General features: G+C 71.0%; 12 protein-coding genes and 1 tRNA gene. 11 read left to right on the plus strand and 2 right to left on the minus strand.

The genetic code is table 11. From position 1 onward, the window contains the following. Positions 1–16: 16 nt before the first annotated feature. The gene (locus DFP74_RS10560) at positions 17–631 is read right to left on the minus strand and encodes a TenA family protein (protein ID WP_121181529.1); all 615 of its coding nucleotides are present in this window, start codon (positions 629–631) and stop codon (positions 17–19) included. Between the two features lie 331 nt (positions 632–962). Between DFP74_RS10560 and DFP74_RS10565 the strand changes: the two genes are divergently transcribed. From DFP74_RS10565 to DFP74_RS10600, 8 genes are all read left to right on the plus strand, one after another. After that, a complete protein-coding gene (locus tag DFP74_RS10565) occupies positions 963–2,075 on the plus strand; it encodes a Gfo/Idh/MocA family protein (RefSeq protein ID WP_121181530.1) in 1,113 nt (370 codons plus the stop codon). A gap of 34 nt (positions 2,076–2,109) precedes the next feature. Further along, the gene (locus DFP74_RS10570; protein WP_121181531.1) at positions 2,110–3,111 is read left to right on the plus strand and encodes an ABC transporter permease; all 1,002 of its coding nucleotides are present in this window, start codon (positions 2,110–2,112) and stop codon (positions 3,109–3,111) included. A gap of 4 nt (positions 3,112–3,115) precedes the next feature. Further along, entirely contained in the window at positions 3,116–4,279 is a 1,164-nt protein-coding gene (locus tag DFP74_RS10575) for an ABC transporter permease (protein WP_121181532.1), read from the plus strand. After that, positions 4,276–5,409: an ABC transporter ATP-binding protein gene (locus tag DFP74_RS10580; RefSeq protein WP_121181533.1), complete on the plus strand. Its 1,134-nt coding sequence runs from the start codon at positions 4,276–4,278 to the stop codon at positions 5,407–5,409. Before DFP74_RS10575 ends, DFP74_RS10580 begins: the two co-directional genes overlap by 4 nt. Then, on the plus strand, positions 5,399–6,481 hold the full coding sequence (locus tag DFP74_RS10585) for an ABC transporter ATP-binding protein (RefSeq protein ID WP_121181534.1): 1,083 nt from the start codon (positions 5,399–5,401) through the stop codon (positions 6,479–6,481). Before DFP74_RS10580 ends, DFP74_RS10585 begins: the two co-directional genes overlap by 11 nt. Positions 6,482–6,553: 72 nt before the next feature. Continuing rightward, on the plus strand, positions 6,554–8,437 hold the full coding sequence (locus DFP74_RS10590) for an ABC transporter substrate-binding protein (RefSeq protein WP_121181535.1): 1,884 nt from the start codon (positions 6,554–6,556) through the stop codon (positions 8,435–8,437). A gap of 46 nt (positions 8,438–8,483) precedes the next feature. Next, the gene (locus tag DFP74_RS10595) at positions 8,484–9,491 is read left to right on the plus strand and encodes a PmoA family protein (RefSeq protein WP_121181536.1); all 1,008 of its coding nucleotides are present in this window, start codon (positions 8,484–8,486) and stop codon (positions 9,489–9,491) included. After that, complete coding sequence (locus DFP74_RS10600; protein WP_121181537.1) at positions 9,488–10,228, plus strand: cupin domain-containing protein; 741 nt, start codon at positions 9,488–9,490, stop codon at positions 10,226–10,228. The genes DFP74_RS10595 and DFP74_RS10600 overlap by 4 nt, the downstream gene beginning before the upstream one ends. Positions 10,229–10,401: 173 nt before the next feature. Here the strand turns inward: DFP74_RS10600 and DFP74_RS10605 are convergent. Further along, a tRNA-Leu gene (locus DFP74_RS10605) sits at positions 10,402–10,484 on the minus strand. Positions 10,485–10,719: 235 nt separating this feature from the next. Here DFP74_RS10605 and DFP74_RS10610 point away from each other — a divergent pair. The 3 genes from DFP74_RS10610 to DFP74_RS10620 all read left to right on the plus strand — a co-directional run bounded on the left by DFP74_RS10610 (position 10,720) and on the right by DFP74_RS10620 (position 13,613). Further along, entirely contained in the window at positions 10,720–11,478 is a 759-nt protein-coding gene (locus DFP74_RS10610) for a DUF3662 and FHA domain-containing protein (RefSeq protein ID WP_121181538.1), read from the plus strand. Between the two features lie 231 nt (positions 11,479–11,709). Continuing rightward, entirely contained in the window at positions 11,710–12,276 is a 567-nt protein-coding gene (locus tag DFP74_RS10615) for an FHA domain-containing protein (protein ID WP_121181539.1), read from the plus strand. Further along, positions 12,273–13,613, plus strand: a complete 1,341-nt coding sequence (locus tag DFP74_RS10620) for a Stp1/IreP family PP2C-type Ser/Thr phosphatase (RefSeq protein ID WP_121181540.1) — start codon at positions 12,273–12,275, stop codon at positions 13,611–13,613. Before DFP74_RS10615 ends, DFP74_RS10620 begins: the two co-directional genes overlap by 4 nt.

Consider the following 13,613-nt stretch of genomic DNA (forward strand, 5'->3'; position numbering starts at 1 on the left):
CGGCGGCGCGTCCGGGTCAGGACGTGTAGGGCGTGTCCCAGAAGGCCACCTCGTGGCGCATGCCCTCCAGGAAGAAGCGCTCGGCCCGCTCCGGGTCCGGTGCGGCCTCCTCCAACCGGCGGCCGTAGTGCTCCGTCAACCGGGTGAACTCCGGGTCGGCGTAGGTGTCGACCCAGCGCGCGTAGCGCGGGTCCGCCGGACGCGACTTCGCCAGTTCGAGCCCGAGCCGGTTGTAGCCCCACATGCACGGGTACACGGCGGCGAGCCCGTCCCGGTAGTCGGCGGCGGCCGACAGCAGCCACGAGGTGTAGGCCGCGCACGCCGGGCCCTTCTCCTTCGTGGTCAGGTCCGCGCCGAACTCGCCGGACAGCGAGCGGTGCAGTTCGAGCTCCTCGTTCAGGGTGCTGTGGGCGATCCCGACGAGGTCGGCGAGGTGGTCGTCGGGCGCCTGCCACGCCAGGCGGGAGAACGCCCGCGCGTAGTCGAGCAGGTAGAGGTGGTCCTGCTCCAGCCAGTAGCGGAAGGCCCGCTCGTCGAGGTCGCCCCGGGCGATGCCGGCGACGGTCGGATGGGCCAGCTGCTCGGCGACCAGGGGCCGCCCGATCTCATGGAGTCGTTCGATGGTGCTCACGAGCGAAGTGTGCCATCCGCCCGGTTCCGTTCCCAGTGCGTCGACCTTCCCCTTTTCTCATTGTCGAAATTTTCGGCCGTGAATGCGAACAGGGTTCGAGGGCCACTTTCCCCATTTCTTCTCCTCGTCTCCGCATGAGCAAACCTTGCGCGTCCATAGTGATCTGTGTCTCTTCGGGGGGTTGACCCTGCCGACCCGCGAACGTACATTCAGCGTCAATAAGTTTCGGATAAACAATCGAAACTTTCGACCCTCTGTGGCCGTGAGCACGAGCGCCCTCGGCCCCGACCCTCCTCGTACCTCCCGCCCCCCCGCACAGGAGGAGACGCCCATGCCCGCACCGCCCCCCGGGCCCGGACCCGCCGCCGCCCCGGTCCGCGTCGCGATCGTCGGCACCGGGAACATCGCCCGCTTCCACGCCCAGGCCCTGCGCGCCGAACCCGAGCGCGCCGAGATCGTCGCGGCCGTCGACATCGACACCGGCGCCCTCGACGCCTTCCGCGCCCACCACTCGATCCCCGCCGGCTACACCGACCTTGCGACGATGCTCGCCGAGGCCGGCCCCGACCTCGTGCACGTGTGCACCCCGCCCGGACTCCACGGCCCGCAGGTCGAGGCGTGCCTGGGCGCCGGCGCCTCCGTCCTGGTGGAGAAGCCCCCCGCGCTGAGCCTGGCCGAGGCGGAGAAGATGGCCGCGGCCGAGGGCGGCGACCACGGGCCGTGGATGGCCACCGTCTTCCAACACCGCTTCGGATCGGGTGCGCGCCGCGTCCGCGCGCTCATGGACGCCGGCGTCCTCGGGCGCCCCCTGCTGGCCACCTGCCACACCACCTGGTTCCGCCCCCAGTCGTACTTCGACCTGCCCTGGCGCGGGCGCTGGGACACCGAGGGCGGCGGCCCGACCATGGGCCACGGCATCCACCAGATGGACCTGCTCCTGGCCCTGCTCGGCGAGTGGACCGAGGTGTCGGCGGTCCTGCGCCGCCAGGCCCGCGACGTCCAGACCGAGGACGTGTCCCTCGCCCGGGTCGACTTCGCCGACGGGGCCGTGGCCAGCGTCGTCAACAGCCTGGTCTCCCCCCAGGAGGAGAGCCGGATCCGCGTCGACTTCGAACACGCCACCGTCGAACTGGTCCACCTGTACGGCTACGGCGACGGCGACTGGCGGATCACCGCCGCCCCGGGCCACGAGGACCGCGTCGACCAGGCCTGGGCGGCGGGGGAGAGCGGCACCGGCAGCGGCCACCACGCACAGATCGTGCGGGTCCTGGACGCCCTGCGCGAGGGCACCCCGCCACCCGTGACCTCCGCCGCGTCCCTGAACACACTCCGCCTGGTCGCCGCCGTCTACGCCTCCGCGTTCGAACAGCGCCCGGTCACCCCGGCCGACCTCGGCCCCGGATCGCCGTTCCACGACCGGATGAACGGGGGCCGCACGCTGTGAGGGCGGGCCGGCACCGCGCGGCGGAGGAGGCCCCGTGCGCCGATACGTGATCCGCCGCGTCCTGTACATGGTCCCGACCCTGTTCGCGATCTCCGTGGTCGCGTTCCTGGTCATCCAGCTGCCCCCCGGCAACTTCCTGACCGCCTACATCGCCCAGCTCTCCGCCCAGGGACAGGGCGTGGACGGCGCGCAGATCCGCGCCCTGGAGGAGCGCTACGCACTCAACGACCCGCTCGTCACGCAGTACTGGACGTGGATCTCCGGGATCGTCACCAGCGGCGACTTCGGGCAGTCCTTCCAGTTCCGGCGCGACGTCTCCGAGCTGATCTGGGACCGGGTCGGCCTCACCCTCGCCCTGGCGGTCAGCACCCTCCTGCTGAGCTGGCTGATCGCCTTCCCCATCGGCGTGTACTCCGCCGTGCGCCAGTACTCGGTGGGCGACTACGTCGTCACGTTCGTGGGCTTCATCGGCCTGGCCACCCCGAACTTCATGCTGGCGCTGCTGTTCGCCTGGGTGTCCTTCCGCTACTTCGGGCAGAGCGTCGGCGGCGTCTTCTCACCGGAGTACGCCGACGCCGCGTGGAACCTCGGCAAGCTGCTGGACGCGGTGTCCAACCTGTGGATCCCGGTCCTGATCATCGGCACGGCGGGCACCGCCGCGCTCATCCGGGTGCTGCGCGCCAACCTGCTGGACGAGCTGCGCAAGCCCTACGTGACCACGGCGCGCGCCAAGGGCCTGCCGGAGTGGCGGCTCCTGCTCAAGTACCCGGTGCGCATGTCCCTGAGCCCGTTCATCAGCACCATCGGCTGGATCCTGCCCACCCTCATCGGCGGCGAGGTCCTGGTCTCCATCGTCCTGAGCCTGGAGACGACCGGCCCGCTCCTCGTGGAGGCCCTGCGCAACCAGGACATGTACCTGGCCGGGAGCTTCATCCTCGTCCTCGGCGCGCTGACGGTCGTCGGAACGCTGATGTCCGACCTGCTCCTGGCCTGGTGGGACCCGCGGATCCGGCACCACCACGTGGAGAGGGTCTGAACACATGGGACCGAAACCCAGCGGCCCGCGGCGCCCCGGCGGACCGGGGACCTCCGCCACCACCGGAGCCGCCCCGGACGACGCTCCCCAGCGGACGCTGATCCGGCGGCGCTTCCGCCGCAACAGGCTGGCCGTGTTCAGCCTGCTGGTGCTGTGCGGGCTCGTCCTCGTGGCGGTGTTCTCCGAGTTCCTGGCGCCCAGCACACCGCACGACTACGACGCCGCGCGCACCCACGCTCCGCCGCAGCGCCTGCACTTCGTCGACACCGACGACGGGCTCGACCTCGGCCTGTACGTGTACGACTACGAGGTCGAGCGCGACCCGGAGACCCTCGCCAATACCTACACCGTGGACGAGTCCGCGAAGATCCCCGTCGGGTTCCTCACCCGGGGCCGGCCCTACGAACTGTGGGGGCTCATCCCCATGGACCGGCACCTCATCGGCGCCAAGGACCCCGGACAGGACGTGTACTTCCTCGGCGCCGACCGCAACGGCCGCGACATGGCCTCGCGCATCGTCCACGGGACCCGGGTCTCGCTCTCGATCGGCCTGGCCGGAGTGGCGCTGTCGTTCGCCCTGGGCCTGGTCCTGGGCGGGATCTCCGGCTACTTCGGAGGCCGGACCGACGACCTCATCCAGCGCGTCATCGAGTTCCTCATGTCCATCCCCACGATCCCGCTGTGGATGGGCCTGTCCGCGGCGGTCCCGCGCGACTGGGGACCCGTCCAGACCTACCTGGCCATCACCGTCATCCTGTCGCTCATCGGCTGGACCGACCTGGCGCGCGTGGTGCGCGGACGCTTCCTGTCCCTGCGCCAGGAGGACTTCGTGATGGCCGCCAGGCTGGACGGCTGCGGCAGCGCCCGCGTCATCGGCCGGCACATGCTCCCCTCCTTCACCAGCCACATCATCGCCTCGCTCACCCTGGCCGTGCCGTTCATGATCCTCGCCGAGACGTCCCTCTCCTTCCTCGGCCTGGGCCTGCAGGCACCGGTCGTGAGCTGGGGAGTCCTGCTCCAGGAGGCCCAGAACATCCACTCGATCGCGGGTGCCCCCTGGGTCCTGCTGCCGGGTGCCGCGGTGACGGTGACGGTCCTGGTCCTCAACTTCGTCGGCGACGGCGTGCGCGACGCCGCCGACCCCTACAGGCAAGGAGATCCGCGATGACGAGCCGTACGCCCCCGCGAACGGCGGCCGGCACGCCCGGGGCCCCCGAGGACGCGGACGGGGCCGGGTCCGGCGCCCGGACCGTGCTGGACATCCGCGGCCTGCGCACGCACTTTCGCACCGAGGACTCCGTGGTGCGGGCCGTCGACGGGGTCGACCTGCGCGTCCGCCGGGGCCGCACCCTGTGCGTGGTCGGCGAGAGCGGATGCGGCAAGAGCGCCATGGCGCGCTCGGTGCTCCAGTTGGTCGACCCGCCCGGCCGGGTGGTGGACGGGCGGGTCCTGCTCCACCCCGCCGACGGAGGCGAGCCGGTGGACCTGGCCGCCCTGAAGCCCACCGGCCGTGAGCTCCGCTCGGTCCGCGGCCGGGACGTGGCCATGGTCTTCCAGGAGCCCATGTCGTCGCTGTCCCTGGTGCACACCGTCGGCGACCAGGTCGGCGAGGCCCTGCGCGTGCACACCGGCATCTCCCGCCGGCAGGCGCGCGAGCGCGCGGTCGACCTCCTGGAACGGGTCGGGGTGCCCGGGGCGGAGCGCGTCGTGGACTCCTACCCCTTCCAGCTCTCCGGCGGCCTGTGCCAGCGCGTCATGATCGCGATGGCGCTCTCCTGCGGACCGCGTGTGCTCATCGCCGACGAGCCGACCACCGCACTCGACGTCACCACCCAGGCGCAGATCCTCGACCTCTTCGCCGACCTGCGGCGCGAGAGCGGCACGGGGATCCTGTTCATCACCCACGACATGGGTGTGGTCGCCGAGATCGCCGACGAGGTCGCCGTCATGTACCTCGGCACCGTGGTCGAGCAGGGGCCGGTCGACGCGATCTTCCACGACCCCCAGCACCCCTACACGCGCGCCCTCCTGGAGGCGGTCCCGCGGTTCGGAGCCGACCGGGAGGGCCCCCTGCCCACCATCCGGGGCACCATCCCCGACCCCGGACACCACCCCTCCGGCTGCGTGTTCCGCACCCGCTGCCCCGAGGCCGTCGACGGCCTGTGCGACACCACCGTCCCGCCGGTCACCGTCCCCGGACCGGGCCGCCGGGTGCGGTGCCTGCTCCGGGAGGGCCCGGCGGCCGCCCCGCCGGAGTCCGGTTCCACCGACCGCGAGGAGGCCGCCGATGCCGGCTGACCCGACCGGGGCCCTGCTGAGCGTGCGCGGACTCGAGGTCTCCTACCCGATCCGCCGCCGCGGCCCGCGGCGAGCGGCCGCGTCCGTGCGCGCCGTGGCCGGAGTGGACCTCGACATCCGCGCGGGCGAGACCCTCGGCCTGGTCGGGGAGTCCGGCTGCGGCAAGACCACCCTGGGCCAGAGCGTCATGCGCGCCCGCCCCGAGGCCACGGGAGACATCCGCTACCGCGACGGCCGCGGGCGCCTCCTGGACGCCCTGTCCCTGGCCCGCGCCGACGAACCCGTCTACCGGCGCGAGGTCCGCATGGTCCTCCAGGACCCGCATTCGTCCCTGAACCCGCGCATGACCCTGCGCGACATCGTCGGCGAACCCCTGCGCATGCTCACCGACCTGAGGGGAGAGGAGCTGGAGGCGCGCGTGCGCGACATCATGGAGCGGGTCGGCCTGCACCCGTCCCACCTGCACCGCTACCCCCACGCCTTCTCCGGCGGCCAGCGCCAGCGCGTGAGCATCGCCCGGGCTCTGGTGCCCGGACCGCGCCTGGTCGTGGCCGACGAGGCGGTCAGCGCCCTGGACACCTCGGTCCGCTCGCAGATCCTCAACCTGATGCAGGACCTCCAGGACGAGATGGGGCTCACCTACCTGTTCATCTCCCACGACCTCTCCGTGGTCGAGCACGTCTGCGACCGGGTGGCGGTGATGTACCTGGGACGGGTCGTGGAGGTGGCGCCCACCAGGACGCTCTTCCGGGCTCCCCTGCACCCCTACACCGAGGCACTCGTCTCGGCCGTACCGATCCCCGACCCGCGGCTGCGCGGGACCAGGGAGCGCATCCGCCTCACCGGCGAGGTGCCCGACCCCTCGCGGCCGCCGTCCGGCTGCCCCTTCCACCCCCGGTGCCGCTACGCCACCGAGCTCTGCGCCACCGAGGACCCCGCGCCGCGCCCCGTCGGCGCGGGGCGCGTGGTCGCCTGCCACCACGCCGACGACCTCGACCTGGCCGGAGTCGCCGGCCCCGGCGATCCCCCTCCCGGCACCGGCCGGGCACCCACCGCGCAGAAGCAGGAGTGAGCGATGAGACGACACCGGAGAACAGCGGCGAGGCGGGGCCTGGGAGCCACCGCGGGCGCGGCGGCGGTCCTGATGACCGCCGGATGTTCCTTCTTCTCCTTCGACCCCGACGTCGAGGACGGCGCGGGGACCGGAGGCGAGGGCGAGGCGCCCATGCTCGCCGCACTGGTCGAGAGCGGCGACCTCCCGCCCTTGGAGGAACGGCTCCCCGACGAGCCCCTGGTCGTGGAGCCGCACGAGGAGGTCGGCCACTACGGCGGTGAGTGGAACACCGCCATCCTGGGCGTGCACGACTGGCCCTGGCTCGGCCGGACCGTCGCCTACGAGCCGTTCGTGCGCTGGGACCCCGAGTGGGAGGAGTCCGTCCCCAACCTCGCCACCGCGTGGGAGTACAACGACGACGCCACCGAGCTCACCATCACCCTGCGCGAGGGCGTCCGCTGGTCCGACGGTGAGCCGTTCACCTCCGACGACGTCCTGTTCGCGCTCAACGACATCTTCAACGACCACGACCTCACCCCGATGGCGGCCTCGAACCCGGGGACCGGGGAGAAGATCGACGACCACACCCTCGTCATCACGTTCGAGGAACCCGACGCGCTGTGGATCGAGGACGGCTTCATCCTCTACCAGCTCGTGGAGAAGCCCAAGCACTACCTGGAGCAGTTCCACATCGATTACAACCCCGACGCGAACGAGCTCGCGGAGGAGGAGGGGTACACCGACTGGGTCGAGATGCTCGACGACAAGGCCGGCATCCTGAACTCGGCCCAGTACTGGCAGAACCCCGACATGCCCACCATCCGCGCGTGGCGGGTCGTCGAGCCGCTGGCCGACTCCGGGCGCATGGTCCTGGAGCGCAACCCCTACTACTGGAAGGTCGACACCGAGGGCAACCAGCTGCCCTACATCGACCGGGTCAACTTCGACATCCTCCAGGACGAGGAGGTCATGCTGCTCCGTGCCCTCAACGGCGAGATCAACATGCACGCCAGGCACTTCAACACCATCGCCAACCGGCCGACACTCGCTGAGGGCCGCGAGGCGGGCGGCTACGACTTCTTCGAGATGGTCCCCGGCGAGATGAACACGGCGATGATCTCGCTCAACCTCACCCACGAGGACGAGAACCTGCGGGAGCTGTTCAACGACCGCGACTTCCGTGTGGCCCTGTCCCACGGCATCAACCGCCAGGACATCATCGACGTCGTCTACCAGGAGCAGGGCGAGCCCTGGCAGGGCGCGCCGCGCGAGGAGAGCCCCTTCTTCAACGAGGAGCTGGCCAGGCAGTACACCGACTACGACGTCGACCTGGCCAACGAGATCCTCGACGAGGCAGGCTATGACGAGCGCTCCGGCGGGATCCGGGTCGGCCCCGGCGGCGAGCCCATCCGGTTCACCCTGTCCGTGCCCACCGACTTCCGCCCCGACATCGTCGACTCGATGGAGATGGTCGTCGGCTTCTGGGCCGACCTGGACATCGACGTGGAGCTCAACACCGAGGACCGCGCCCTGTGGCAGAGCAACCGGGAGAACAACGACCACGACGCCAACGTGTGGTCCGGTGACAACGGCCTCATGGACGCCGTCTACGACCCCCGCTGGTACGCCCCCCTGCACAGCGGCGAGTCCAACTTCGGCATCCCCTGGGCCCAGTGGTACGCCTCCGACGGCGAGGACAACCGCTCGGTCGAGCCGCCCCAGGACGTCAGGGACCACATGGCGATGTACGACGCGATCCAGGGCGAGGCCGACCCCGAACGGCGCCTCGAACTGATGGAGGACTTCCTGGCCGTCTCCCAGGAGCAGTTCTACGCCATGGGCATCAGCCTCACCCCCACGAGCTACGGGATCGTCGCCGACGACTTCCGCAACGTGCCCGACTCGATGCCGTCGTCGGCGGTGTACAACGACCCCGGCCCGACCAACCCCGAGCAGTACTTCATCGAGCCGTGACGCCCCGCACCACCCACCCGAGCCACCAGGACGAAAGGTGAGGCACATGCCCGACGACACCACGGCCATCCCGCGGCCGGCCCCGTCCCCGAACGACGGGGAACCGCCCGTGAGCGGCCTGGGGCTGGTCCACGAGCAGGGCCGCGCGCTGCGGCTGACCCACGACGGCGAGGACCTCGTGCGCTACGTGTACCGGCCCTGGGACGCCCAGGTGGAGTCACCGCGCCCCTACTTCCATCCCATCCGGACCCTCGGCGGGGACACCGTCAGCCTCTACCGCCCCCACGACCATGTGTGGCACAAGGGCATCGCCTGGTCGCTGCCCAACGTGGGCACGGCCAACTTCTGGGGCGGCCCCACCTACCTGCGCGGCCAGGGCTACCAGCAGCTCGACAACGACGGGTCCACCGTCCACCGCGCCTTCGACGGCGTCGAGTCCGCGCCCGACCTGATCTCGGTCGCCGAACGCCTGGCATGGGTCACCCGACAGGGGGACACCTGGTTCACCGAGCGGCGGCGCCTGCGGGTCACCGCGGCGCCCGAGCGCGGCGCGTGGACGCTCGTCTTCGAGACGTCGTTCACCAACCGCACCGGCACCGCGGTGCCGATCGGCAGCCCCACCACCGAGGGACGGCCCAACGCGGGGTACGGGGGCCTGTTCTGGCGCGGCCCGCGTTCCTTCAGCGGCGGCCGGGTCCACGCCGAGGGCTCCGAGGGCGACGACGACATGATGGGCACCCGCTCGCCCTGGATGGGCTTCGTCGGGCGCCACGACGGCACGGACCGCTCCTCCAGCCTGGTGTTCGTCGACGCCCCCGACAACCCGGGCCACCCGGTGCGGTGGTTCGTCCGCAGCGGCATCTTCGCGTGCGTGTGCCCGGCGCCGTTCTTCGACGAGGTGGTCCGGGCCGACCCGGGCGCCACCCTCACCTACCGGTACGCGGTCGTGGTGGCCGACGGCGCTCACGACCAGGACGGCTGCGGCGCCCTCGCCGACCTCGGCCTGGGCGAACTGGGCCGCGCGGCCGACGACCCCGTGCGGGTGGCGGAGTGAGCGCACCACTGGTCCCCGGCTTCCCCGGCGGTACCGCCGTCTCCCGGCTGCGGGTGTACGACTGGCCGGCCGCCGACGGGCGGTCGGGCGGATCCCCCCACCTGCACACCGCCTCCGCGGAGGGCTACGTCGTCCTGAGCGGGTCCGGCTCCCTGGAGACCCTCAGCGGCACCGGGTTCGGGCGCACCGAACTGCGCCCGGGCAGCCTGCTGTGGTTCACGCCCGGGACGGTGCACCGGCTGGTCAACGACGGCGGCGACCTCGAACTCCTGGTGGTGATGCAGAACGCGGGGCTGCCCGAGTCGGGCGACGCCGTGCTCACCTACCCGAGGGAGGTCCTGGCCGACCCCGACGCCTACCGCCGGGCCACCGCGCTCCCGGAGGGTCCCGGACCGGCGGAGGAGGCCGCCCGAGCCCGCCGGGACCTCGCCGTCGAGGGCTATCTGGAGCTGCGCGCACGAGTACGGCGCGAAGGTCCGGCCGCGCTCGGGGAGTTGTACACCTCCGCGGTCGCGCTGGTCCGCGACAAGGCGGCCGGATGGCACCACCACGTGGAACGCGGCGCGGCCCGGCAGGCCGAGGCCACCACGGGGCACCTGGAGGCCCTGGGCCGGGGTGACGGAGGACACCTGGCCGAGTCGGCCGTCTACACCGCGGACGGCGGCTCGCGGGACCGCCACGGCATGTGCGGGCACCTACGGGTCTGGGACCTCGACGGTGCGCGTCCGACGGTCTGACCCCGGTGCGGGGGCTCCGCCCGGAGCCCTCGCACCACACGCCCGGGAGGACCGGACCGCGCAGGTGACCGGAACCGGCCCCGGTCCGCGCGATCGGACCGTCCGGAAACCAGAGGTCCCGGACAAGCAAAAACCCGGTGACGATCGCTTCACGATCATCACCGGGTATCTTGTGGGCGAGGAGGGATTTGAACCCTCACATCCTTTCGGACACACGGACCTGAACCGTGCGCGTCTACCGTTCCGCCACCCGCCCGGGTGAACTGAATCCAGTTGTATGGCCAGGTGATCGGCCCTGGTTTGGGCTGTTCGCCTGGCGACATGGATAAGGCTAGCACGGTCTCAAGGCGGCTCGCACACGCGTTTCGGCCCGCCTCGAACCGGGCTCTCCAGGGGGCTTCCCGGGGGTGCTCCTGAAACCAGGGACACCCTGACCCGGTTACGATCGTCTACACATATGGAGTGGAGTACAAGGGAGGTACCTCGTGGGAGTGCTCCAACGCTTCGAGCGCAGGCTTGAGGGCATGATCGAAGGCACCTTCGCGATGGCCTTCAAGTCCGAGCTCCAACCGGTCGAGGTGGCCAGCGCCGTCCAGCGTGAGATGGACGAACGAGCCGCGATCGTCGCCCAGGGCCGCACGCTCGTCCCGAACGACTTCATCGTCGAGCTCGCGGCCAGTGACAAGGAGCGCCTGGAGGTCTACGCCGACAGCCTCGGCCAGGAGCTGTCCAAACTGGCCCGCGACTACGCGACCGAACAGGGTTACTCCTTCGTCGGTCCGGTCCGCGTGCACTTCAGGTCCGACGAGGGCCTCAAGACCGGGCGCTTTCGCATCCGGTCCGGCGTCGTGCGCGGCACCATGGTCCAGGACGGCGAGGTGCGCCAGCCCGTCGGCGACCCCGGCGCCTCGAGCGGACCACGCCAGGCCGGCCGGCCCCGGCTGCTGATCTCCCCCGGCGGGGCCACCGCCGAGGGCAGCATCGCCAGCCACGGCATGCAGCAGTCCTTCGAGCTGACCACGCCGGTCACCCTCATGGGCCGCGGCACCGACTGCGACCTGCGGCTGGTGGACAACGGTGTCTCGCGACACCACGTGGAGATCCGACTGGACGGCGACGAGGCCATCCTCGTGGACAAGGGGTCCACGAACGGCACCTTCGTCAACGGCCAGCAGGTCAGGCAGGCACGACTCGTCGACGGCACCAGGATCAGCCTCGGCCGTACGACCATGACGTTCCGCCGCGACTAGTGCACACCCGGCATATTTCGCCGATCAGGCCCGACAGGACTGCAACCAACGCCGTCTTGTCGGCGTCTGAACGGTCGATAGTTCCGAGACGGGTGGAATAGGAGTCTGCTGTCGGATATCCGGTCGGGACGGTAGTCTCCGCGAAGACCTGACGATCTGGTACGAGGACCGCGACCCTGGTGGCGCGGCCCCGGCAGACTCGACGACTCACCGACCGAAGGTGGGGCAGACATGGTGGCGGCAGCGACCGCCACCCCGGCCGAAGCACGACAGGGGCTGAAGAGCAGTTCGATGTCCAACTTGACCCTCATACTGATCAAGATCGCGTACCTCGCGGTGCTTTGGCTGTTCGTCCTCATGGCGGTCGGCGTTATCAGCACGGACCTCTTCGGCGCCAAGAAGAAGGCCAAGAAGAAGAAGCCCCGCCAGCGGCCGCGTACCGCCCCACCCAGCAGGGCCGCCTCCTCCGAGCCTCCGAAGCCGCGACCCCAGCGCCAGCGACGCAACGAGCCCTCCGTCCTGGCGGTCACCCAGGGACCGCTCACCGGGGCCACGGTCGACCTCGCCTCCCAACCCATCCTCATCGGGCGCGCGCCCGACTCCACCCTGGTCATCACGGACGACTACGCGTCGGGCCGCCACGCGCGCGTCTACGCCGACAACGGCCGCTGGTTCGTGGAGGACCTCAACTCCACGAACGGCACCTACCTCGGCCAGCAGAAGCTGAACCGCCCCCAGCCCATCACGGTGGGTCAGCCCATCCGTATCGGCAAAACCGTCCTGGAACTGCGCAAATGACAATCGCTCTCCGATACGCGGCGTACTCCGACGTAGGATGCCTCCGCGAAGGCAACGAAGACTCCGGTTACGCCGGCCAGCACCTCCTCGCGGTGGCCGACGGCATGGGCGGTTACGCCGGCGGCGAGGTGGCCAGCTCCATCGCGATCGCCTCGATCAGCCGTCTCGACGCGGAGGACCACCCCGCCGACGAGATGGCCGAGGCCCTCCAGCGCGCCGTCGAGCAGGCCAACGGCTCGCTCTCCAGGCGGATCATGGAGGAGCCCCAGCTGGAGAACATGGGGACCACCCTCACCGCGATGCTCTGGTCCGGTCCCCGGGTCGCGCTGATCCACATCGGCGACTCGCGCGCCTACCTGATGCGCGGATCGCGCTTCGAGCAGATCACCCACGACCACACCCTGGTGCAGACCCTCGTCGACGAGGGCAAGATCACCGAGGAAGAGGTCGCCACCCACCCCCAGCGCTCGCTCATCCTGCGCGCCCTGGACGGCAAGAGCCCGGTCGACCCCGACATCTCCATCAGCGAGGCCAAGGTCGGCGACCGCTACATGCTCTGCTCGGACGGCCTGTCCGGCGTGGTCAGCAAGAAGACCATCCACGAGACCCTGGCCACCGAGACCGACCCGCGGGCCGCGGCCAAGAAGCTCATCGACCTGGCCAACCGCGGCGGCGGGCCCGACAACATCACCGCGGTCGTCGCCGACGTCATCGAGACCGACACCGACCGCGAGGGGCCCACCTCCACCGCGCAGGTGGTGGGCGCCGCCGACCAGCGCGCCGCCACCGTCGAGCCGGAGCCGGACACGCCCGCCAGACGCGCCCAGGAGCTGCGCGTGGGCGGCGACACCGCCGAGATGGACCCCATCCGCGACGACGCGCCCGAGCCGGCCTACGCGGGAGCGCCCTACGACCCCCAGTACGACCCGGCCTACGAGGACTACGAGCCCGCCCCGGCCGCCCGGCGCGGTCCGGAGCCCGAGACGGAGTACCGCACGCGCCGCTGGTGGCCGATGGTGCTGGTCTTCGTCGTCATCGTCGCCGCAGTGGCCGGGGGCGGCTACTACTTCGGCCGCCAGTACGTGGAGAGCCAGTACTACATCGGACCGTCCTCCGACGGCGAGACCGTGAGCGTCTACCAGGGCATCGACACCGACATCGCGGGCATCAGCCTCTCCGAGGAGATCGACCGCACCGACATCCGCCTCGACTCGCTCACCGAGGGCGACCTCTCCGCGGTGGAGAACACCATCCCCGTCGACAGCCCCGCGGCGGCCGACACGCGTATCGAGGACCTGCGTGCGAACCAGCCCGGGGACACCGAGGAATCGGGGTGA

The organism is Nocardiopsis sp. Huas11 (genome assembly GCF_003634495.1).
In the GTDB taxonomy this organism is placed as follows: domain Bacteria; phylum Actinomycetota; class Actinomycetes; order Streptosporangiales; family Streptosporangiaceae; genus Nocardiopsis.

Bases quoted from the DNA above. Each gene is read 5' to 3' on its own strand.
- DFP74_RS10615 (WP_121181539.1), top strand. From the start codon at position 11,710: ATGGTGGCGGCAGCGACCGCCACCCCGGCCGAAGCACGACAGGGGCTG.
- DFP74_RS10595 (WP_121181536.1), top strand. From the start codon at position 8,484: ATGCCCGACGACACCACGGCCATCCCGCGGCCGGCCCCGTCCCCGAAC.
- DFP74_RS10580 (WP_121181533.1), top strand. From the start codon at position 4,276: ATGACGAGCCGTACGCCCCCGCGAACGGCGGCCGGCACGCCCGGGGCC.
- DFP74_RS10575 (WP_121181532.1), top strand. From the start codon at position 3,116: ATGGGACCGAAACCCAGCGGCCCGCGGCGCCCCGGCGGACCGGGGACC.
- DFP74_RS10585 (WP_121181534.1), top strand. From the start codon at position 5,399: ATGCCGGCTGACCCGACCGGGGCCCTGCTGAGCGTGCGCGGACTCGAG.
- DFP74_RS10590 (WP_121181535.1), top strand. From the start codon at position 6,554: ATGACCGCCGGATGTTCCTTCTTCTCCTTCGACCCCGACGTCGAGGAC.
- DFP74_RS10620 (WP_121181540.1), top strand. From the start codon at position 12,273: ATGACAATCGCTCTCCGATACGCGGCGTACTCCGACGTAGGATGCCTC.
- DFP74_RS10565 (WP_121181530.1), top strand. From the start codon at position 963: ATGCCCGCACCGCCCCCCGGGCCCGGACCCGCCGCCGCCCCGGTCCGC.